20 protein-coding genes are annotated in these 22,227 nt (G+C 64.7%); 1 reads left to right on the top strand and 19 read right to left on the bottom strand.

Annotation, left to right across the window (positions count from 1 at the left end):
• Positions 1-34: 34 nt before the first annotated feature.
• The 4 genes from hutH to BJY26_RS16825 form a co-directional block, all read right to left on the bottom strand.
• On the bottom strand, positions 35-1,588 hold the full coding sequence (gene hutH, locus BJY26_RS16810; RefSeq protein ID WP_179429337.1) for a histidine ammonia-lyase: 1,554 nt from the start codon (positions 1,586-1,588) through the stop codon (positions 35-37).
• Between the two features lie 180 nt (positions 1,589-1,768).
• Positions 1,769-2,773, bottom strand: coding sequence for an acetamidase/formamidase family protein (locus BJY26_RS16815; RefSeq protein ID WP_179429338.1), 1,005 nt, complete (start codon positions 2,771-2,773; stop codon positions 1,769-1,771).
• A 51-nt stretch (positions 2,774-2,824) separates the two neighbouring features.
• Positions 2,825-4,213: an APC family permease gene (locus BJY26_RS16820; protein WP_179429339.1), complete on the bottom strand. Its 1,389-nt coding sequence runs from the start codon at positions 4,211-4,213 to the stop codon at positions 2,825-2,827.
• Between the two features lie 77 nt (positions 4,214-4,290).
• Entirely contained in the window at positions 4,291-5,397 is a 1,107-nt protein-coding gene (locus BJY26_RS16825) for an ABC transporter substrate-binding protein (RefSeq protein ID WP_179429340.1), read from the bottom strand.
• 58 nt (positions 5,398-5,455) lie between these two features.
• On the opposite strand from BJY26_RS16825, the gene BJY26_RS16830 reads away from it, so the two are divergent.
• Positions 5,456-5,902 carry a MarR family winged helix-turn-helix transcriptional regulator gene (locus tag BJY26_RS16830; RefSeq protein ID WP_179429341.1) on the top strand — a complete coding sequence of 149 codons (447 nt, stop codon included), beginning with the start codon at positions 5,456-5,458 and terminating at the stop codon, positions 5,900-5,902.
• A gap of 102 nt (positions 5,903-6,004) precedes the next feature.
• Here the strand turns inward: BJY26_RS16830 and ddaH are convergent, their stop codons facing one another.
• The 15 genes from ddaH to BJY26_RS16905 all read right to left on the bottom strand — a co-directional run bounded on the left by ddaH (position 6,005) and on the right by BJY26_RS16905 (position 22,216).
• Complete coding sequence (gene ddaH / locus BJY26_RS16835; RefSeq protein ID WP_179429342.1) at positions 6,005-6,775, bottom strand: dimethylargininase; 771 nt, start codon at positions 6,773-6,775, stop codon at positions 6,005-6,007.
• Positions 6,776-6,851: 76 nt separating this feature from the next.
• Positions 6,852-8,312, bottom strand: a complete 1,461-nt coding sequence (locus tag BJY26_RS16840; RefSeq protein WP_218852478.1) for an APC family permease — start codon at positions 8,310-8,312, stop codon at positions 6,852-6,854.
• Positions 8,309-9,829, bottom strand: coding sequence for a ribosome biogenesis GTPase Der (gene der, locus BJY26_RS16845; protein WP_179429343.1), 1,521 nt, complete (start codon positions 9,827-9,829; stop codon positions 8,309-8,311). The genes BJY26_RS16840 and der overlap by 4 nt, the downstream gene beginning before the upstream one ends.
• A gap of 49 nt (positions 9,830-9,878) precedes the next feature.
• Complete coding sequence (locus tag BJY26_RS16850; protein WP_179429344.1) at positions 9,879-10,556, bottom strand: lysophospholipid acyltransferase family protein; 678 nt, start codon at positions 10,554-10,556, stop codon at positions 9,879-9,881.
• The gene (cmk, locus tag BJY26_RS16855; RefSeq protein WP_179429345.1) at positions 10,540-11,205 is read right to left on the bottom strand and encodes a (d)CMP kinase; all 666 of its coding nucleotides are present in this window, start codon (positions 11,203-11,205) and stop codon (positions 10,540-10,542) included. The genes BJY26_RS16850 and cmk overlap by 17 nt, the downstream gene beginning before the upstream one ends.
• Positions 11,206-11,224: 19 nt before the next feature.
• Entirely contained in the window at positions 11,225-12,352 is a 1,128-nt protein-coding gene (locus tag BJY26_RS16860; protein WP_179429346.1) for a prephenate dehydrogenase, read from the bottom strand.
• Positions 12,353-13,198, bottom strand: coding sequence for a pseudouridine synthase (locus tag BJY26_RS16865; RefSeq protein WP_179429347.1), 846 nt, complete (start codon positions 13,196-13,198; stop codon positions 12,353-12,355). It abuts the gene before it with no gap.
• Positions 13,198-13,860 (bottom strand): SMC-Scp complex subunit ScpB, encoded by a 663-nt coding sequence (gene scpB / locus BJY26_RS16870; protein WP_179429348.1) that lies wholly within the window; start codon positions 13,858-13,860, stop codon positions 13,198-13,200. Before scpB ends, BJY26_RS16865 begins: the two co-directional genes overlap by 1 nt.
• The gene (locus BJY26_RS16875; protein WP_244953912.1) at positions 13,853-14,749 is read right to left on the bottom strand and encodes a segregation and condensation protein A; all 897 of its coding nucleotides are present in this window, start codon (positions 14,747-14,749) and stop codon (positions 13,853-13,855) included. The genes scpB and BJY26_RS16875 overlap by 8 nt, the downstream gene beginning before the upstream one ends.
• Before the next feature lie 14 nt (positions 14,750-14,763).
• Positions 14,764-15,642 (bottom strand): ParA family protein, encoded by an 879-nt coding sequence (locus BJY26_RS16880; protein ID WP_179429350.1) that lies wholly within the window; start codon positions 15,640-15,642, stop codon positions 14,764-14,766.
• Between the two features lie 10 nt (positions 15,643-15,652).
• Entirely contained in the window at positions 15,653-16,615 is a 963-nt protein-coding gene (xerD, locus tag BJY26_RS16885; protein ID WP_179429351.1) for a site-specific tyrosine recombinase XerD, read from the bottom strand.
• A complete protein-coding gene (locus BJY26_RS16890; protein WP_179429352.1) occupies positions 16,612-17,265 on the bottom strand; it encodes an NUDIX domain-containing protein in 654 nt (217 codons plus the stop codon). Before BJY26_RS16890 ends, xerD begins: the two co-directional genes overlap by 4 nt.
• A 29-nt stretch (positions 17,266-17,294) precedes the next feature.
• The gene (locus tag BJY26_RS16895) at positions 17,295-19,013 is read right to left on the bottom strand and encodes a CTP synthase (RefSeq protein WP_179429353.1); all 1,719 of its coding nucleotides are present in this window, start codon (positions 19,011-19,013) and stop codon (positions 17,295-17,297) included.
• A gap of 11 nt (positions 19,014-19,024) precedes the next feature.
• Positions 19,025-20,299 carry a glycosyltransferase gene (locus tag BJY26_RS16900; protein WP_179429354.1) on the bottom strand — a complete coding sequence of 425 codons (1,275 nt, stop codon included), beginning with the start codon at positions 20,297-20,299 and terminating at the stop codon, positions 19,025-19,027.
• 198 nt (positions 20,300-20,497) lie between these two features.
• Entirely contained in the window at positions 20,498-22,216 is a 1,719-nt protein-coding gene (locus tag BJY26_RS16905) for an ABC transporter family substrate-binding protein (RefSeq protein ID WP_179429355.1), read from the bottom strand.
• Positions 22,217-22,227 lie beyond the last annotated feature (11 nt).

A 22,227-nucleotide genomic window follows, 5' to 3' on the forward strand; every position in this document is an offset into this window, starting at 1 on the left:
ATCATGGGGAACATTCCGCATCACGAAGCCGAAATCAGACCAGGGCTGCGCCGGCTTTCTTGGCTGCAGCGACGAGTCGGCCTTCTTCGAGCGCCGCGACCGTCTCGGCGATTTCGGGGTGCGCGAAACGATCGGGCCCGGGGCCATCGACCTTTTTGCGCAGCTCGGCGACGACGGCGGCCGTGACCGGTCCCGGCGTCCGGTGCTCATCGCCCGTGCGGATGTCGAGCGCTTTGGCCGCGTTGAGGATTTCGATGGCAATTACCCGGCGCAGGCCGTCAATGCTGCGGCGCAGCTTGCGCGCACCCGACCAGCCCATCGATACGTGGTCTTCCTGCATGGCGGACGACGGGATCGAGTCCACGCTCGACGGGACGGCCAGTCGCTTCAGCTCGCTGACGATACCGGCCGACGTGTACTGGGTGATCATTCCGCCGGAGTCGACGCCCGCGTCGTACGTGAGGAACGGCGGCAGGCCGTGCGAGCGGGACTTGTCCAGCAGCCGGTCGGTGCGGCGTTCGCAAATGCTTGCCAGGTCGGCGATACCGATAGCCAGGAAGTCGAGGACGTACGCGACGGGCGCGCCGTGGAAATTGCCGTTCGACTCGACCTCACCCTCGGCGATGACCGGATTGTCGATGGCCGAGGCCAGTTCGTAGCCGGCAATCTCGCGGGCGTGAGCCAGCGTATTGCGGACGGCGCCGGCCACCTGGGGATGGCAACGGATCGAATACGCGTCCTGCACCCGGTAGGTCTGCGGGCCGCGGGCCGATTCGATGATCGACGACCCCTTGAGCACGGCGCGGAGGTTTTTCGCCGACAGGGCCTGGCCGGGCTGCGGACGCAAGTTGATCATGTTCTCGTCGAACGGTCGGTCGGTGCCAAGCAGCGCTTCGGTCGTCATGGCCGCGGCGATATCGGCTTCCTTGAGCAATTCGTCGAGATCGGCCATAGCCAACACGAGCGTGCCAAGCATGCCGTCGGTGCCGTTGATCAGCGCGAGGCCTTCCTTTTCGGCAAGTTCGATCTGATCGATGCCGGCGGCCTCGAGAACGGCTTTGCCTTCCAGGAGTGTGCCGTCCACCTTGCGGGCCTGGCCCTCTCCGATCAACGCCAGGGCACAATGGGCCAGCGGGGCGAGGTCACCCGAGCACCCGAGCGATCCGTATTCGTACACGACGGGCGTGACCTGCGACGACAACAGCTTCGCGTACGCCTCCGCGGTGGCCAATTTGATTCCGGTGTGTCCTGTCGCAAGCGTGGACAGGCGCAGCAGCATGAGCGCGCGGACGACTTCGCTTTCGACTTCGGCTCCCGAACCGGCAGCGTGAGACCGGATGAGCCGGCGTTGCAGTTCGGCGCGCTTTTCGGTCGGAATATGAGTGGTTGCGAGCGCGCCGAAGCCGGTGGACACTCCATAGACCGGCGTATCGCCGGCAGCGAGCTTGTCAATGGTTCCACGCGCGTCGGCGATTGCCTTTTTCGCATCGTCGGCGAGCTCTACGGGTTGTCCGTGCCGGGCAACCTTCACCAAGTCGCCTTCACTCACCGGTCCAATGCCTATGTATACGGGTTTCGTCTTAGCCATGACTTAAGCATCAAGCCTGCGACATCGACCGCACAACCGCGCCCAGCCCCGGGCAGTCCAGGATTTCAGACTTCAGCTCGGCCGACGGCCCGCGCAGCATTCCCAGTCAAGCAGCACGATCCCTGCCGGCCGGAAAATGGGCGGCAGTCAGGCCGGCAGGTCGCGCAACCGCACCGACGCTCAGTTTCGATATTTCGCCGACACTGCCTTGAGATGCTGATGCATGCCACCGTAGACGGAAGCGTCGTGCAGCGCCCATGTCGGCAACTTTGCCATCATGGTGAAATTCGGATCACAAACATTGGCCGCCGGCGTCCTCACCGTCTGGCTGACAAGTTGATACGCGTCAAGAGTGTCCATGCCGGTCAATTCAGCTGTCCAGTTGACAAGATCACGCTGCGAAATGCGAAAAGCATCTTCGAGCGGCCGCATTGACCCCGTGGACATCAAATATTCATCGTTTTGCAAACGCGGCCACGCTGGAGCTGCTCCTTTTACGACATCCACTGCGATTACACTGTTCATCGCGCACTCAAGCCCCGTTCCGCACAGTTCGCCTTCCCCTTGCCGGGCGTGTCCATCGCCGAGCGACAACATTGCTCCGGGCACGTTCACCGGCAAATAAAGTGTCACGCCCGCGCGCAATTCGGGTGTGTCCATGTTCCCTCCGTACGTCGAGGGTGTGACCACCAAACGCACCTCATCACTTGCCGGTGCCACGCCGACTGTGCCGTGCATCGGATCGAGAGGCATCACGAGCCTATGATCGGAGCGCGTTGCCGAGAAAGTCGCTGTCCACGCATCGACGTCGATGTCGTAGATCCAGACTCTTTCATCCAGCGGCGGCTGGAGCGTCACTGTCTCGTGGCTGCCCGTCAATGCTCCGAAGTGTGGAAACGTCGCAGAAATTGCGTAATCGCGTGCCGGCACAATGCTCGCGAAATGAACGGCCAACAGATCCCCGGGCTCGGCGCCGCGAATCTCAATAGGGCCGCTAACGGGATTGAGCCTGTCGAAGGCCACTGTTTCGCTCGGAAGGTCGCGGGAAGTTTTGACCATCCCCCCAAAACAGTCTTCGGTGCTGACCTCGACGATGTCGCCAGGGTCGACAGACAATTGTGGGTCTCGTCCGCCGAAAACGTACGAGTACTCGTCAGGTTCGGGGGCCAACTGATGTATCCGCATGCGTTTCGTCTCCTCGTCGCGTTCGTCAATGTTTTGTTAGCAGCTCCGCAATCATTTGACTCCGGATTCGTCGATGGTCATATCGCGCTTCATGACTCCACGGCGGAGCAGCACAATTGACAAGACGATTCCAATGGCGAGCCAAATGAGTCCGACCGTTTGGGCTGTTTCCCGCGCGTTGTACAACACTGCGCCCAGCACGCACAGTCCAATAATCGGGCACACGAGGTGGATGAACCATCGGCCGGTCTTCTTCTTGATGTAGAAGTGCCACATCACTGCCACATTGAGGATGGAAAACGCCGTCAGTGCTCCGAAGTTGACCATCGTGCTGATCAGAGCAAGTCCGTCGGGCAAGATGGTGAGGACGATGCCAAGGATCAGCGACAAGATCGCGACAAGGAACGTCGCGTTGACGGGCACCTTGTGCTTGACGCTGACCTTGCGTAAGAACTTGGGAAGCTGACGATCCCGCGCCATGGCGAACAGCAACCGAGACGTTGCTGCCTGCGCTACCAACGCGTCTGCAAACCCCCAGGCAATCGCGGTAGAAACAGCCGTCAGAATGTACAGCCACGGTCCTCCTGCGAAGCCGGCCGTCTCGTAGAAAGCCACTCCCGCGGCATCGCCATTCTTGATCAGCTTGTCCGGGTCCTCCACGAGCAGACCAGCAACCCAGGTCTGCGCAACGAACAGAACTGCGACGCCTCCGAGTGCGACGATCATCGACCGAGCGAGCTGTTTCGACGTGCCCTGATTTTCTTCGGCCAGTGTCGAGACAGCATCGAATCCAAGGAAGCTCAGAACGGCTATGGATGCGGCGCCGAAGATCAGGGAGAAGGTAAAAGTTTCTGGATTATAAAAGCCGGAAAGCCCGAAATCATGGCCTCCCTTTCCTTGCGCAAGGGCCGTGATGCCAATAGCGAGATAGATCACCAACACGATGAGCTCGGCCACAAGCATGATCTTGTTGACCTTCGCGGTCAGGGAAATACCCAAGTAATTGATGAGCGTGTTCAGTACGACGAAGATAATCAGCCATGCCCAAATTGGAATCGCCGGGATGATCGCGACCATGGCCAGCGAAGCCGCCAGATAAAGCAAACACGGCACCAAAATGTAATCAAGAAGAATCATCCAGCCGGCGACGAACCCGACAGGCCGGGCGATCCCGCGGCCGACGTAGGTGTACACCGATCCGGCCATCGGGTACTCCTGCGCCATTTGGGCGTACGAGTTCGCAGTGAAGATCATCGCGACAAGGGCGATGATATACGTCAGCGGCACCATGCCGCCGGAGGACTGGAACACGCTGCCAAAAATCGCGAAGGGTGCGATCGGCACCATGAAGATGAGGCCGTACACGACCAAATCGACGAACGTCAGCGACCGCCTAAGCTCTTGTTTGTACCCGAACTTTTCTACACCCTGCGACGACATGAGATCCCCTCCGGCGTCACTGCCAGATTATTTTCAAATGAAACTAATAGGAATCAGCTTACGAACAAGAAGTCGGATTATGCAAGAGCGAAACGCTGCACGACGTTCATGGCCGTGCCGTTCGCCTGCCCGAGGGTCATAGCACGGCCGGGCGCTCCCAAAGGCGACGACTGCCACATGTCATCACGGCGTCGCACCATTCCGTTCGCTAGCGGGATGAGCGAAGGTTGATCGCCGTTTCGTGCCATCCGTAATGACGACATTAAGTGAACTCCGTCGTAGACGCTTTCCGAATACGCTCCAAGGGAGGGCGCGAAAGCTCCGAACCGATTCTCGTACGCTGCCAGCAATTTCTGGTGCCGCTCGTCGCCGTCCGTCAAGAAGCTCGGCATCGCGGCAAACAAGGCTCCGGTGGAATCGCCTCCGACAGCGAGCAGGCTATCCTCGTCAAAGCTCGTGCAGAGTCGCGGTATCGACGATGCCCGACCATGAGCGGCAAATTGTCGATGGAATTCGACGGCGTCGCGGCCGACAAGTGACACGATCAAGCCTTGAGACCGAGTGTTCTGCATTTGATGGATGATCGATTCGGCATCCACGTCGCCAAAGCGCACAGTCCGCTCATATGTCACCTCGAGTCCGAAATCACCAAGAATGGCACGGGCGGCGCGGTGAACGTGCCGCGGCCAGACGTAATCGCTTCCGATCAAGGCCCAGCGTCGAATGTGCTGATACTCATGGAACCACCGAAGCGACGCAGCCAGTTGGCAATCCGGGGCAGGACCAAGCAGATACGAACTGCGCGATCCGATTCGTTCGAACTCGCGTGGAGGCGTAAACACATACGGCACCCGCGCGTTGACGGCTCGGACCACCGACGCGCGGATATCCGACGTGTGACAGCCGACGATTCCATCAACCAATCCACTCGAGACAAGCGCCGAAATTTCCCGTTCGACCTCCGCACGTGTTCGACCGGCATCGATCAGCAACAGGTCCACGAGTCGGCCGTTGCCGCGGCTTGATGCTTCTTCGGCAGCCAGCTGCGCGCAGTTGACGGTCGACGGACCAATCGCTCCCATGATCCCGGACAATGGCACGAGCAACCCGATGACCAGCCGCCCCGACTGACGACCGGCTAGGATTATTTCAGATGGAAACAGCAGGCTCGGGTTGGCGCTCATGTCACAAGTATGGCCCGTCCTGTGACTATTTCGATTAGATGCTTTCAAGGGGACGACAATGAACCACACGAGCGAAGCGCTGAATTCGACGGTACCGCTGGGGATCGGGCTCGTCTCTCTTCAGCGCACGTTCGCCAAGCGCCTCGCCGTTCCGTTTTCCGAAGAGCACTCGAACACCGACCAATGGTGTGTGCTTGCCGCAATCGCCAAACTCGCGTCACCCACTATGAGCGACCTGGCACTCGAAAGTGGTCTGGCCAATGCAACGCTGACTCGCACGGTCGACTCCTTAGTGAACAATGCGCTCGTCTTTCGCCTGGCGGACAAAGGCGATCGCCGGCGCATTAACGTCTATCTTTCTGATTTCGGCCGGCAACGGCTTAATCGCCTCAATGACATCGCCGATGCGTCCGAAAAAGCTCTTGCCGACGAGATCGGCGATCCGTTGCTAGGTCGTTTGCGTCGATGCGTCGATCAGACGATCATCGCGCTCTCCAACGACTAGTCGAGCCCGTCGCCGGTCGGCGGGCACCGCGCGGCCCAAATGGCCCGCGCAGCGTTCCCAGTCAAGCAGCACGATCCCTGCCGGCCGGAAAATGGGCGGCAGTCAGGCCGGCAGGTCGCGCAACCGCACCGACAAGCAGGTGACGCAACCGTCGAGCTTTTCCAGCTCGCTGATATTGACGGTGACGACGTTCCAGCCGAGCGACCGCACCGTCTGGACGTTTTCCGGCCCCGACGTCGACATGAGGACCGTGTCATCGCTCAAGACGACGACCGCGCTGCCATGCGGCTCAGGCAATGCGAGGAACTGCGGGAACAATCCCGGCTGGTCAACGTTCGGCTCGTAGCCGATCACGGTGCCGTCCGGAAGCGCGGTCACGGCGGACTTCAAATGCAAGACCTTCGATACCGGCACTCCTACAACTGTCGCGCCGGCCGGCGTCAAAGCGGCACGCAACTGCGAAACGCCCTCGGCATTCGTCCTGCCGGAGTGCCCGACGTAAATGGTGTCGCCGATCTTGAGCACGTCGCCGCCGTCGAGAGTGGCCGGGTGCGAGATCTCCGAAATCTCGTATCCGCGGTCGGCCAAGACCGATTTGGTACCGTCCTGTTCGCCGCGGCGGGTCGGATGACCGGCATTGGCGATGACCGCGTGATGTTTGTAGACGACGACGGTATCCTCCACGAACACCGAATCGGGGTGATCCGGTGAGGCAGGCACCTCGATGATTTCGTAGCCGGCGCCTTTCACCGCGTCAACGTATTCCGTCCACTGCTCCTCCGCCCGGGCAACGTCGACCGGGACCGCGTCTTCCGCGACCCCCTCGTCCAATCGCTCGACCGGTTTACGTACCAAGGCGGCACGAATGCTCATGATGCTTCCCCTTTCAAATTCACCCGGCCCGCCGAGAGTGGAGTAGTTGTCGCTTTTGGCCTGCAAAAAGCGACAACTACTCCACTCTCGGCGAAGGTGTGGGTGGGGCGTCCGCATTCAACGTGGAGTGGCGGCGCCCATAGGCAAAATACACGATGACGGCCAGCGCCATCCAACTCACGAAAGCGATCCAGGTGACCGCCGAGAGTCCGCTCAGCAGGTAGAGGCACGCGACGATCGCCAGTACCGGCGTCACGGGATATCCGGGCACCGTGAATCCGCGGGCGAGATCCGGACGGCGCACGCGCAGCACGATCACGCCCAGCGCCACCGACGTGAACGCCGACAGCGCGCCGATGCTGGTGGCTTCGAACAAGACGTCGATCGGCAGCAGCCCGGCCAGGAGCGCAACGAACGCGCTGACGATGACGGTGCTCTTCACGGGCGTGCCGGTGCGCTTCGACACAGCCGTGAACACCTTGGGCATCAGCCCGTCCTGGCCCATGGTGAAGAAGATGCGAGTCTGTCCGAACATGCATACCAGCGTCACCGAGAACACCGAGATCACGGCGCCGGCCGACAAGATGATCGCCGGCCATGACGCGCCCGTCAGGTTCGCCAAGATCTGCGACAGCCCGGCCTTCTGCCCGGCGAACATTTGATATTTTTGCGCCCCGATGGCGCTCAGCGACACGAGCAGGTACACAAGCGTCACGATCACCAGCGAGTAAATGAGCGCCCGGGGCATCGACTTCTTCGGGTCTTTCGCTTCGTCACCGGCGGTCGACACGGCGTCCAGCCCGATGTAGCTGAAGAAGATGATCGATGCGGCAGCTCCGACGCCCGACCATCCATGGGCGAAGAAATTGTGAAAATGATCGACGGTGAACCCGGTGACGGCGACGCACACAAAGAAGATGAGCACCGCGACCTTGATACCGACCATGACGGCGTTCACCACCGCCGACTCCCGCACGCCGCGGATCAACAGGACGCCGCACATGGCAACAAGGACGACTGCCGGGAGATTCACGATTCCGCCTCCGGCCGGCGCGCTCAGCAACGCCGCGGGAATCGCGTGCCCGGTGACTCCGATGACCAGGTTGTTGAGATATTCGCTCCATCCGACCGCCACGGCAGCCGACGACACGCCGTATTCGAGGATCAAGAACCATCCGACGAGGTGCGCCGCGAACTCCCCCAACGCCAAATACGCGTACGAATACGATGACCCCGACACTGGCGCGATGGACGCCATTTCCGCATAGCAGAGCGCCGTCAACCCAGCGGTCACGGCCGCAAGCATGAACGACAGGACGACGCCGGGCCCGGCCATCGGCGCGGCCTCGGCCAGCACGAAGAAGATGCCGGTGCCGACGGTGCCGCCCACGCCCAGAGCCGTCAGGTGCAGCGTGGTCAGACGACGTTTCAGCTCGGTGTGCTGAGCTGCGACGTCTTCGATCGACCGGCGCCGCAGCAGTGTCGAGATCGCGGAGCGCGGCTGGTCCGCCGGCGCCCGCGGGCCGTCGGAGCTCACCGTTTGGAACGCTTTTCGCGGATCCGCATCGTCAGCTCCACCGGGGTTCCGGCAAAACCGAACGCCTCCCGGAGCCGGCGCACGATGAACCGCCGGTAGCCCGGATCGAGGAACCCCGTCGTGAACAGCACGAATTTGGGCGGCCGGTTCGACGCTTGCGTGCCAAAGAGGATTCGCGGCTGCTTGCCGCCGCGCAACGGATGCGGATGCGCGGCCACCAGCTCGCCGAGGAACGCGTTGAAACGGCCCGTGGAAATACGCCGATCCCAGCTTTCGAGCGCCGTGTCCATGGCGGGCACGAGCTTGTCGGCATGCCATCCGGTCTTGGCCGACACGTTCACGCGCGGCGCCCACGTCATCTGCACGAGGTCCTTTTCGATCTCCCGTTCCAGGTAGTGCCGCCGCTCGTCCTCCATCAGATCCCACTTGTTGTAGGCGATGACGAGGGCGCGCCCGGCCTCGATCACCGTCGACAGGATCCTGGTGTCCTGCTCGGACAGCGTTTCGGACGCATCGATCAGGACGACGGCGACTTCGGCCTTCTCGAGCGCGGTCTGCGTGCGCAATGCGGCATAGAAGTCCGCACCGGACGCCTGGTGGGCCCGCCGGCGGATCCCGGCCGTGTCCACGAACCGCCATTGCCGGCCGCCGAGTTGGACAAGTTCGTCGACGGGATCGCGCGTCGTGCCGGCCACGTCGTCGACGATGACGCGAGCCGAACCCACGAGCTTGTTCAACATGCTCGACTTGCCGACGTTCGGGCGGCCGAGCAGCGCCACGCGCCGCGGCCCGCCGATCTCGTAGTCGCCGGCCACCGCCGAAACGGCCGGCAGCGTCTCGAGGGTGATGTCCAGCAAGTCGGCGACTCCCCGGCCGTGCATGCCCGACACCGGATGCGGCTCGCCCAGGCCGAGCGACCAGAGCGCGGCCGCGTCCAGCTCGCCTCGCTCGTCGTCGACCTTGTTGGCGGCCAGGATGACGGGTTTCTTGGTGCGCCGCAGCATCCGCACGATGCCTTCGTCGGAGGCCGTGATGCCGACCAGCGCGTCCACGACCAGCACGACGGCGTCCGCAAGCTCGGCAGCGATCTCGGCTTGACCGGCCACGCGCTGCGCCATCCCCTTGGCGCTCGATTCCCATCCGCCGGTGTCGACGACGGTGAACGGCCTGCCGTTCCATTCGGCCTTGTAGCTGACCCTGTCGCGCGTGACGCCCGGGTTGTCCTCGACGACGGCTTCGCGGCGCCCCAGGATGCGGTTCACGAGCGTCGACTTTCCGACGTTCGGCCGGCCCACGATGGCCACGACCGGGTCGGGGCCGGACGGCGTGTCTTCCGCCGCGCCGGTCTCGCCGGCATCGAGCAGCGCCAGATCGTCGTCTTCGAGCTGATAATCGGCAAGCCCGGCACGCAGCGACTCGGCTCGCGCGTCGGCGTCCTCGGGCGACGTCGCGGCGACGCGTTCGGCCAGGTCGTCCGGCGTGTCCCAGCTTTCGCCGGAGGGCTCACGGTCGCTCATACATGTCCTTTGATCGAGTCACTGTTGCGCTGAGGTTGCTGCGCGGGCGTCATGGAAGTCGTTGGCCCGTCAGTTCGGCGGCTTCGGCCAGCCCCGTGGAGAGCGCGGCGCCGAGCTGGCGACTCACCTCTTCACGGAGGGCGCGTCCGGTCTGTCCGGGCGCCGCGTCGATTTGTAACGGTTCACCGTAGACGATATCAACCTTGCGGCCGAAAGGCGGCAACGCTTTGGTGTCGCCGGGCAGCTTGGTTCCCAGCACCGCCACCGGAACGATCGGCACCTTCGCTTGCAAGGCGAGCCACGCGGCGCCGTTCCGGATGGCCGATCCGGCCCCGTTGCCGCGCGTGCCCTCGGGGAAAAGGCCGAGCACGTCGCCGCGGCGCAACACGTCGAGTCCGGCGTTCAGCGCCCGGCGGTCGCTCCCGGCACGATCGATCGGAATTTGCCCGGAACGCCTGAGCGCGTATCCGGCAATCGATTTGAAGGCTTCCTTCTTCACGATCATGTGCACGTACCGCGGACAGTGCGCGTACACCATCGGTCCGTCGAGATAGGACAAGTGATTGGCGATGATGAGGACGCCGCCGTCCTGCGGCAGCAGCTCGGCGCGATGCACGCGCGCCCGCCACGGCGACATCATGGCCGTGCCGATCGGGTGCCAGCGCCGGGCCGCGCGAAGCGACGGGACGACGTATTCCACGGCGCTCTTGTCAGTCTTCGTGCGCATCCGCCACCAGATCCATCACGGCTTGGATTGTCTCTTCCAACGTCAAGGACGACGAGTCGAGAGTGTGCACGCCGTCCGATGCCGTTTCGAACGTGGCCACCGTGGAATCCTTGGCGTCGCGCCCGACGATCGACTCGCGGGTAGCGGCCAGCGAGTCGGCGTCCGCCGTGCCGTGCAATTCCCGGGCGCGACGGGCCAGCCGCGCCTCCTCGCGGGCAGTGAGCAGCAGGCGCACCTCGGCGTCCGGCGCCACGACGGTGGTGATGTCGCGGCCTTCGGCGACGATCCCCGGTTCGGCATGCTCGGCGATCAGCCGCCGCTGCTCGGCGATCAGCAGCGTGCGAACGTCCAGATTGGTGGCCACCTTGCTGACGGCGGACGTCACGCGGTCTTCGCGGATCGCCGTGGTCACGTCGCGGCCGTTCACGGCTATGGATTCGTGGTCCGGGTCGGTGCCGGGCTCGAGTTCGGCCGACCGGATCAAGGCGGTGACTTCGTCGTCGTCGGTGACGCCGCGATCGAGCATGAGCCAGCAGGCGGCCCGGTACATGGCGCCGGTGTCCAGGTACGCATAGCCGAGGCGGGAAGCGACCGCGCGGGAGACGCTGGATTTTCCGGACCCGCTGGGGCCGTCGATGGCAATTTTCATTCTCGTTGTTCTCTTTCGGTTATTCGGGTACGTTCCATCCGCGGGCGCGGAGCTCGTCGATCATGGGCCCGCGCTCGGCCGGAAGGACCGACACCTCGGCCAGTCCGTACTGCTGCCCGTTGGCGTGCTCGAGCTGCAAGTCTTCAATGTTGATGCCCGCCTCGCCCATCTCGGTGAACAGCCGGCCCAACATGCCGGGCCGGTCCTCGACCAGCACCGTCACGGTGGCGTAGCTGGTCGGCGCGGCACCGTGCTTGCCCGGGATCCGCGCATGCCCGTCGTTGCCGGCCACGAACGCGCCGGCCAGCACGCCAAGCGATCCGGACGTGCTGCCGAGGGCGTCGATCACCGTGTCGAGCTCACCGCGCACTTCTTCCAGCACGATGCGCACCTGCTCGGAATTCGCGGTGAGGATTTGTGTCCACAGCGCCGGGTCGCTGGCAGCGATCCGAGTCACGTCGCGCAGACCCTGGCCCGCCAGTGCAACCGATTCGACCGGTGCGTCGTTGAGGCGGGACGCCGTGAGAGTCGCCATCACTTGCGGCACGTGGGACACGCGCGCGACGGCCGAGTCGTGTTCGTCCGCGTCGAGTTCGACGACTGCGGCGCCCACTCGCCGGGCGAGTTCGACGATGCGTTCGTGGTCGGCGTCGGCGGTATGCGGGCCGGTGCAGACGACCCACGGGCGGCCGGCGAACAGGTCGGCCCGGGCCGCAATCGGTCCGCTCTTTTCCCGGCCCGCCATGGGGTGGGAGCCCACGTATCGGGCCAGATCCGTCCGGCTCAACTGCCCGCCGTCCACGAAACCGCGCAACGCCGTGCGGATGTGGCCTTTCACGCTGGCCACGTCCGTGACTGTGGCATGCGGGTGGAGAGTGAGCTCGCGGGCGACCAGATGCGCCGTCACGTCGGGCGGAACGGCGATGACCACGAGGTCGGGCGTCATGTCGCCGGCGTCCGCAAGAGGGCGTCCGGCGCCGAGGTCGCACGCGAGCGCTTCGGCGGTCGGCGACGCGTCGGTCAGCCAAACGTCGATGCCCTGGCGCGTCAGCGCCAGGCCGACGGAAGCTCCCAGCAGGCCTGCGCCAACGATCTTGACGTGCTTGTCGGCATGCGGCAGCCCGGCGGAGTCAGCGGGAAGCGTCATCTACATGCCCACTTCTCGCTTCAAGGTGCCGACCTCGGTGCGGTTCAAGGTCCGCAGGGTGGCCGGCCGCTGATCGCCGAGCCGGATCGGGCCCATCGTGGTGCGCACCAGGCTGAGCACGGGGTACCCGACGGCATCCAGCATGCGGCGTACCACCCGGTTCTTGCCCGAGTGCAAGGTCACCTCGACGAGTGCGTAGCCGGGCGTCGAGTCGACGAGCTTGAACGAATCGACGTGTGCGACGCCGTCGTCGAGGTCGACGCCGTCGCGCAGCTGCTTACCGACGTCCTTGGCCACCGGCCCGCGCACCTTGGCAAGGTAGGTCTTGGGCACTTCGTACGACGGGTGCGTCAGCCGGTGCGACAGTTCGCCGTCGTTCGTCACGAGCAGCAGGCCCTCGGTTTCGGCATCGAGCCGGCCCACGTGGAACAGCCGTTCGGGACGGTCGGTGAGAAAGTCGCCGAGGCACGGGCGCCCGTCGGGGTCTTCCATGGTGGTCAGCACGCCTTTCGGCTTGTTGAACACGAAGTAGACCTGTTTGTCGTCGGTTTGGATGGGCAGCCCGTCGACGGCGATGCGCACGCGGTTCGGATCGACGCGGACGCCGAGTTCGCGCACCTGCGCGTCGTCCACGCTCACGCGCCCGTCGGCAATCAGTTGTTCGCACGAGCGCCGCGAGCCGTAGCCGGCCGCCGCGAGCAGTTTTTGCAGCCGGACGCCGTCCGGGTCGTGGACGTCGACGGACGGCGTCGCCGGCGCGGCGCGTCGCTGGGCCCGGCTCGGGCGGCGTGTCGGCCCTCCGGGGCGCCGGGCACCGCGCGGGTTGGGCCGGTTTGGAGTGGCCATCAGAATTCCTCGTTCATGTCGTCGGGTAGGTAGGGGGCGAGCTTGGGCAGCTCGTCGAGACTTTCCAGGCCCATCCGTTCAAGGAATTCGCCGGTCGTCCCGTAGAGATTCGCGCCGGACTCCTCGGCCGTGCCGACCTCCTCGATCAGACCGCGGCTGACGAGCGTGCGGACGACGCCGTCAACGCTCACGCCGCGGATCGCCGAGATCCGTGCGCGGGACACGGGCTGACGGTATGCGACGACTGCCAACGTCTCCAGTGCCGCCTGGGACAGTTTCGCACTTTGTCCGTCCAGCACATAACCGGCGAGGACGTCGTGGAACTCGGCACGCGAGTAAATACGCCAGCCGCCGGCCAGTCGGCGCAGCTCGAATCCGCGCGGGCGTCCGGAGCCGGACGTCGGATCGGCGCCGTCGTAGTCGGCAACGAGTTCGGCCACGAGAGTTTCGACCCTGTCGACCGGAAGGGCCAACGCGGAGGCCAGCCGGAGCTCGGTCATGGGTTCTTCGGCAATGATCAGCAGGGCTTCCAGCGCGGCAAGCGCTCCCCCGGGCAGCACGTCGAGGTCGAGACCTTCTTGGGCGGTGCCGTCGGCCATTTCGGCACTGTCGGCCGCGTCGGCCCGGGTTCGGTCGAGCCGGGTCTGGTCGGTGTCAGTCATTGTCCGTCGGTCCTGGGTCGGCAGTGGGGCTCTCGTCGGCGTTTTCAGCGGTTTCCGCATTGTCGGCCGTTTCGGACGATGCGTCGAATTCGTCGAACTTATCCGTGTTGACGGTGTCGGCCGGGCCGCGCAGCCGGATTGTCAGTTCGCCGAGCGCGGCGGCCTGGTCGAACGAGATGGCCGCGTCACGGTAGAGCTCGAGCAGCGCCAAGAACCGCACGACCACGACCAGGGAGTTGTCGGCGTCGGCGACCAGCCGCCGGAACGACAACGTCTTGCCTTCGTGACGGTCGAGACGTGCCACGATTGTCTTCGCCTCGTCGCGCACGCTGACGGCGGGAGCGTGCAGGTGTTCGAGTCCGACCTCGGCCGGGCCCTTGGGCGTCAACGCCCGGGCGGCAAGGGCCGCGAGCGCGTCCGGAGTCACGTTCATGACCAGGTCCGGCAAGAGCTCGGCCAACTGCGGCTCGAGCGGCACGGCACGGGGGCTGCGACGCGAACCGTTTTCGAGCGCGGCGGCCAGATCGGACGCGACGTCCTTGAACGCCCGGTATTGCAAGAGCCGGGCAAAGAGCAGGTCGCGCGCTTCCAGCAGGGCGATGTCCTCGTCGTCCTCGACCTCGCCGGCCGGCAGCAGCCGTGCCGCCTTCAAGTCGAGCAATGTGGCCGCAACGACCAGGAACTGGCTTGTCTCGTCGAGCGCCGCGACCCCGGCGGACTTGATGTACTCGATGAACTCGTCGGTGACGGCGGCCAGCGCGACCTCGGTGATGTCGAGCTGGTGTTTGCCGATGAGCCCGAGGAGCAGATCAAAGGGCCCGGAGAAGTTCTCCAGGTGGACTTCGAATGCGTCGAGCGCCGAGGAATCGTCGGTCTCCGTCAGCGGCATGACGGAAGCGGCCATTAGGGAGCGCCGCCCCGGGCGATGAGTTCGCGCGCCAACGAGCGATACGCCTCGGCGCCGGTGTGCGACGGCGCATAGGAGAGGATCGACTCGGCGGCGACCGATGCGTCCGGGAACTTGACCGTCCTGTTGATCACCGTGTCGAACACGCGGTCGCCGAAGGCCTCGACGACACGGGCCACGACCTCTTTGGAGTGCAGCGTGCGACTGTCGTACATGGTGGCCAGGATGCCGTCGATGTTCAAACGCGGGTTCAGGCGGTCTTGCACTTTTTCAATTGTTTCAACGAGCAGGGCGACGCCGCGCAAAGCGAAGAACTCGCATTCGAGCGGGATGATCACGCCGTGCGATGCCGTCAGCGCGTTCACGGTGAGCAGGCCGAGGGACGGCTGGCAGTCGATCAGGACGACATCGTAATTGTCCTCGACCTTGCGCAGCACGCGATCGAGCACCTGTTCGCGGGCGACTTCGCCGACCAACTGCACTTCCGCGGCCGAGAGGTCGATGTTCGCCGGCAGCACGTCGAGCCCCGGCACGTTCGAGTTCTCGATGACCTCGTTCGGGTCGAGACGCGAGTTCATCAGCAGGTTGTAGATGGTGGTGTCGAGGTCGTGCGGGTTGACGCCGAGGCCCACGGACAGTGCGCCCTGCGGGTCGAAGTCGACGAGGAGGACCTTGCGGCCGTAATCGGCAAGAGCGGCCCCGAGATTGATCGTGGACGTCGTCTTGCCGACTCCCCCTTTCTGGTTCACCATCGCCACGACACGAGCCGGTCCGTGGCTGTCCAAGGGGGCGGGTGCGTCGAACTCGCGCAGCGGCCGGCCCGTCGGGCCGACGGCGGCAACGTCGAGAGATAAATCAGCAGCTTGGGAGTTCACGTACCCAACCCTACCTTTTGCCGGCCCGGGGATGTGCGAGAGCGTAAACCTCGCGGAGCGTATCGGCGCTGACTTTGGTGTAGATCTGCGTGGTGGTGACCGATGCGTGTCCGAGCAGCTCTTGCACGACGCGCACGTCGGCGCCGCCTTCGAGCAGGTGCGTGGCGAATGAGTGTCGCAGCGTGTGCGGCGACACGTCGATGGTCAAACCGGCCCGTTCGGCGGCAACGTTCAAGATCGTCCACGCGCTTTGCCGGCTGAGGGTGCCGCCGCGTTTGTTGAGGAAGAGGCCGGGCACGCGGGTCGCCTTGGCCGGGTTGATCTTTTGCGCCAGCACCGGCCGGCCACGCACCAGATAGTCGTCGACCGCGCGGGCCGCGTACGACCCGAGCGGCACGATCCGCTCCTTCGACCCTTTGCCGAACAGTCGCACCATCCCGTGGTCGAGGTCGACGTCGTCGATGTGCAGCCCGACGGCCTCGCTGATGCGCGCACCGGTGCCGTAGAGCACTTCGAGCAACGCCCGGTCGCGCAGCCCGGCCGGGGTGTCGGTGCGGCAGGCTTCCAAGATCGCCTCGACCTGGCCGATGCCGATGGCCTTGGGCAGTTTGGCGTGCTGGGACGGCGGGTGCACGTCGCCGGCCGGATTGTCCGGGGTGATGCCCTCGTCCGTGAGGAACGCATGGAAGCCGCGGACTGCGACAACGGCGCGCGCCGCGGACGCCGCCGACAACCGGGGCCGCCCGTCGTCACCGGAGCGGATGATGCTCAAGAATTCCGTGACGTCCTTTTCGGTCACATCGGCCGGCCGGGCCACGCCGCGGGAGTCCAGCACGCGCACGTAACGTCCCAGGTCGCGGCGGTAGGCCGACACGGTGTTCGTCGACAGGCCGCGCTCGATGCTCACATGTTGGAGGTAGCCGTCAAGAGCACGGCGCAGCGGCCCGGCGACGGTGCCCGCGTCGTCGGTCATTCCGCCCGGTCGGAAGCGCCGGGGTCTCGGGACGGGAGCGGCCGAGCCGGCCACGGCGAGTCGGCGGGCCGCAGCGTCGTCCAGCCGCGTCGTTTGGCCGCGGCGGCCGCCAGGGAGGCGACCACGAGCGTCGGATTGTGCGCGGAGCCCGACAGCACGGCGTCGACGACGTCGTCCAGCGGCACCCAGCCGGTGACGATATCGCGCTCTTCGCCGGTGCGCTCGTGTTTGTCGGCGTCCGGCACCGGCGTGCAGTCGCGGGCCACGTACACGCGCAGGGCCTCGTCCGAGATGCCCGGCGAGCTGAACCATTCGACGAGCAGGTCGAGCCTGCCGACCTCGAGGTCGGCCTCTTCGGCCAGCTCGCGGGCGGCGGCGATGTGCGGAGGTTCGCCGTCGACGTCCAGCAGGCCGGCGGGCACCTCCCACAGCCGCATGCCGACGGGGTGCCGGTACTGGTTGATGACGAGCACGCGGTCGTCCGCGTCGAGCGCGATGATGCCGACGGCACCGGGGTGTTGGAGGTATTCGCGTTGCAGCGCGGCGTCGTGGCCGGGCAGCGTGAAGGAATCGACGACCATGTCCGAGATCGCACCGCTGTACGCCGTGCGCCGGGAGTGCAGTCGGACGTCTTCGTGCGTGTCGGTCATCGGAGCGTCCGACCGGGCCGGCCCGCCGGTCATTCGCCGGTGTCCACGAGTTGCGGTTCGACCTCGAGGAGACGTTCTTCGCGCTGACGGTCGAGCGCTGCGCCGATCAGCCCGGCGAACAGCGGATGCGGACGACCGGGCCGCGAACGCAACTCGGGATGCGCTTGGGTCGACACGTAGTACGGGTGCTCGTCCGAGGGCAATTCGACGTATTCGACAAGTTGACCGTCCGGGGACGTGCCGGAGATGACGAGTCCTGCCTTGACGAGCTGGTCGCGGTAGGCGTTGTTGACCTCGTAGCGATGGCGATGCCGTTCCGAGATTGTCGTCACGCCGTACGCACCGGCGACGACGGACCCTTCGGTCAACGCCGCCTCGTACAGGCCGAGGCGCATGGTGCCGCCCAAATCGCCGTTGCCGTCGACTATCGACTCCTGTTCGGCCATGGTGGCGATGACGGGCTCGTCGGTATCGGGCTCGAACTCCGAGGACGACGCCCGCTCGATGCCTGCGACGTTTCGCGCGTATTCGATCACCATGCATTGCAGGCCGAGGCACAACCCGAGGGTCGGCACGCCGTGTTCGCGGGCGTACCGCAGCGCGCCGAGTTTGCCTTCGATGCCGCGGATGCCGAATCCGCCGGGCACGCACACGCCGTCCATTTCTCCGAGTTCCTTGGCGGCGCCTTCCGGGGTGGCGCACAAGTCGGAGGCAACCCAGTGGATCTTGACCTTGGCGTTATTGGCGAACCCGCCGGCGCGCAACGCTTCGGTGACGGACAGGTATGCGTCGGGCAGGTCGACGTATTTGCCGACCAGCGCAATGTCCACGTCATAGGCCGGATGGTGCACGCGGCGCAACAGGTCGTCCCATTCATCCCATTCGACGTCCTTGAACGGCAGGTCGAGCTTGCGGATCAGGTAGGCGTCGAGCCCGCCGGAATGCAGCACCTTCGGAATGTCGTAGATGCTGGGGGCGTCCATGCACGAGATGACCGCTTCGAAATCGACGTCGCACGACGAGCCGATCTTGCGGCGGATGCCGTCGGGCACCTCCCGGTCGGATCGGCACACGATGGCGTCCGGTTGGATGCCGATCGAGCGCAGCGCGGCGACCGAGTGCTGGGTCGGTTTCGTCTTCAGTTCACCGGACGGGGCAAGATACGGCACCAGCGAGACGTGCACGAAGAACACGTTGTCGCGGCCGATGTCCTGGCGGACCTGGCGGGCGGCCTCGAGGAACGGCTGGGATTCGATGTCCCCGACGGTGCCGCCGATCTCGGTGATGATGACATCGGGCACCGGGCCCTCGACCGGGTTGGTTTGGGCACGCATGCGCGCTTTGATCTCGTCGGTGATGTGCGGGATGACCTGCACTGTGTCGCCGAGGTATTCGCCGCGGCGTTCCTTGGCGATGACCGTCGAATAGACCTGCCCGGTCGTGACGTTCGCGCCGGCGTCCAGATTGCGTCCGAGGAACCGCTCATAGTGGCCGATGTCCAGATCGGTCTCGGCGCCGTCGTCGGTGACGAAGACTTCGCCGTGCTGGAACGGGTTCATGGTGCCGGGATCGACGTTGAGGTACGGATCCAGCTTCTGCATCGTCACGACGAGGCCGCGCGCAGCAAGCAAATGCCCGAGACTCGAGGCGGTCAAGCCTTTACCAAGAGACGAAGCGACGCCTCCGGTGACGAAAATATGCCGGGTCTTTTGGGACCCGCTGAGCCGAGGGAGCGTCCTAGTAACCACGGGCTTTAACTCTACCAGTTCCCGCCGGTCGACTGCCGCGCCAGTTTTCTCTTTGCGGCGCGTCGACTTCGTCCGCCGTCCACTGCCTCGCGGTACACGCGCACCAATTGGCCCACCACGTCGTGCGACGGAGCCGACCCCAACACTCGGGAGCGGGCTTCGATTGCGGCCACGCCGCGACGCTGGGGGTTGGCCAGTAGCGCGCCCACCGCATCGATGACGCCGTCGACATCGCCTTCGGCGACCTGTGCGGCCGCGGAACCGAACCGGTGCCGGCCGAGCCTCCCGATCGACACGATCGGCCGGGTCAGCTGCATGATCTGATCGGCGTCGAGCACCGAGAGCTTGTCGGTGGCCAGCACGACGTCCGCCGCGCTCAGCACGTCCACGGCGTCCGACTCGTCGACGACAAGGACCGGCGCGTCGTGTTCGTGCACTTCGTCCTTGAGCGCCGGCTTGAAACTGCCGTCGCCGGCAAGGGCCAGCACGACGTTAAATTCGGGACGCCGGTTCGAGAATTCGCGGGCGGCGGCCAGCAAGGTCTTCAATCCGTTGTTCTCGGTCAGCGCGGCAGTTGACGCCAGCAGCCACGTGCCGTCGGAAACGCCGAGGCTTTCGTGCACTTCGCTGCGGCTGCGCGTCGGGCTGAGCGAGGTGACGGCGTCCGCGACCGGCAGCAGCGCGCGCTCGGTGATCGGCACGGACCGGAATCGCTCGACCACCGATGCCGTGGCGCCCAAGACGGCGGTGGCGCGGCTGGAGATCAGCATGCCGGCGGTCATGTCGCGGTCGTTGACGGCGCCGGTGCGCTGCCGGGGAACCGTGACGACGATCTTCGGGCGCACCCGGGCGGGCAGTCCCGTTGTGGCGAGGATCGACAAGGCGGCCGCGTGCAGGCCGTGCGCGTGCACAATGTCTTGTTCCGGGAACATGCGGTGCAACCGCCAGACGGTGCCGGGGTCCTTGAAGGGGTTGATGTGCGCCGACACGCGGGTTTCCAGGATCCGGTAGCCCAGGTTCGGCAACGCGTTCTTCGACAGGTCGATCACCTGCTCGTACGTGTCCTCGGAATCAACGCCGTCTCTTTGCCCGACGACGTGTAGCACACTGTAGATTTTGCCGCCCGCACGGGCAGGTTCCGCGGGGGCTTCGGGCGTGGGGTCCTCGCCCACTGACGCCAGGACAGGGTCTCGTTCCGTCGACCGGCTCTCGAGCGTATTCTCCTCGACGGTTGCCGGTCCGTTGTCCTTCTGCTCAGCACCGATCTGCTCATCGAACTGAGCCATTCCAGCCGCCTTCCTGGGGGTATCGCGATCCTCTATGACTACGCTATCGCAGCCGGTAAAACTTTGCCTCGCCCACACGCGGAATACTGCTCACAACTCGGCAACGTTTCGCCGGCGGCACCCTCCGCTCGACCCCTCCGCGCGGAACGGCCGGCCGCTCACGCGGAGCGGCCGGCCGGAAACCCGGTCGCGAGCCGGTTACTTGCTCTTTTGCCAGCCGATGTCCTCGGGCTCGGCACTTGCCCACCCGGACGGGCCGTAATTGGCCAGCCCCTTGGTGACGGCGTACGTCACCGGAGAGTTGAACAAGGGGATGTAGCCGACGAGGTTCAACGCGGCGGCCTCGGCCTTGTTGGCCTGAGCCATCGCCTTCTTCGGGTCGGCAATTGTCGTGACCTTCTTGGCCATGGCGTCGATCTTCTTGGTGCCCACGCCCGTCGAGTTGTTGCCGGACGTCGTGCAATACATCGAGCAGGCCAGCACATACCCGAACGGGTCGCGCGTCTCGGTCGACACGGCCACGACGTCGTACGAGCCCTCGTTGAGGGTGCTGGAGAAGTCGGACGTCGACCGCGTGTCGATGACCATCTTCAGGCCCGCTTGTTTCGCCATGGCCTGCTGCGCCCTGGCCAGCGCGGCCCCCGACGACGAGTTGCCGAAGTTCACGTAGGTGATTTTCGCGGTCTTTCCGTTCTTTTGGAAGTAGCCGCCCTCGCCGAGTTTCCACCCGTGGTCGGTCATGAGCTTTTTGGCTTTGTCGACGCTGTGCTTCAGCCAGGGCGTGTTGTTCTTGTACGTGGGCATCCACGGCAGCACGTTCATCGATCCGGGCAGCTTTTCGGGATCCCAGTTCATTCCCTGGAATTTGATCTTCGTCAGTTCGCGGCGGTCGGTGGCCAGGGCGAACGCCTTGCGGGCGTACGTGTTCTTGAACACCTCACTCCCCTGGCCCATCATGTACATGCTCACTTGAGTTCCGAATCCACGACGGACCTGGACGTCGTCCATGTTCTTGATCTGCTTCATCCGGTCTTGGCTTTCGACCCGGGTTTCGTCGAGTTCGCCGTTTTGGAACGCGTTGATCGACGCTTGATCCTCCATGGCGCGAATGACGATCGTGTCGAGCTTGGGCTTGGCGCCCCACCAGTCCTTGTTCCGTTCAAGCACCACTTTGGTCTTGGAGTAGCTCTTGTACTTGAACGGTCCGGCCAGCAGTCCGTTGTTCGGATGTCCGACCCAGCCCTTCTTGAAGAACGCGGGATCGAGGTTCTTCGGGTTCTCCAGCTGGGTGAAGATCTCCTGGTACGGATAGAACGGCTTGTCGAACGTCACGACCGCCTCGTGGGCGTTCTTGCCCTTCTTCACGCTCTTGATCCGCTCATATCCGGTCGTCGATGACGGGTTGTACTTTTTCGACTTGCCGCTTTGCGTCTTCCAGGTGGCCTCGAATGCCTTCCACGTGATCGGGTCGCCGTTGTTCCAATGCGCCTTCGGGTTGAGCCGGTATTTGATCACTTCGGGGCTCTTGCTGACGACCGTGGCCGACAGCAAATAGTCCTTATCGGGTTTCGGTTGCCCGCCCACCGTGAAGTCCCACAGCTGCGGCGACGTCCACGAGTCGAGGTTGCCGACGTACCCGGACGGGTTGTCGGCGCTGAACGAGTTCAAGTTCGGCGGGATCTCGGGAAATGCCAACTTCAACGAGCCGCCGAACTTGACGTTCTTGCGTGCCTGGGGATTGTCGTGCCGGGTGCCTTCTTCCGGCATGGGGATTTTCGCGACGTCCGGCGATACGCCCGCCGGCGGCTCGGCCGTGACAGCGTTTCCGCCGTTGCCGCTGCCGTCCTCGCTGCTGCAGCCCGCCATTGCGGCGAACGACAACGCGCAAAGGGTCGCCAGTGTTTTCTTGAATCTCATTCTCAGATCGA

It is taken from the genome of Spelaeicoccus albus (assembly GCF_013409065.1).
Taxonomy (GTDB): Bacteria; Actinomycetota; Actinomycetes; order Actinomycetales; family Brevibacteriaceae; genus Spelaeicoccus; species Spelaeicoccus albus.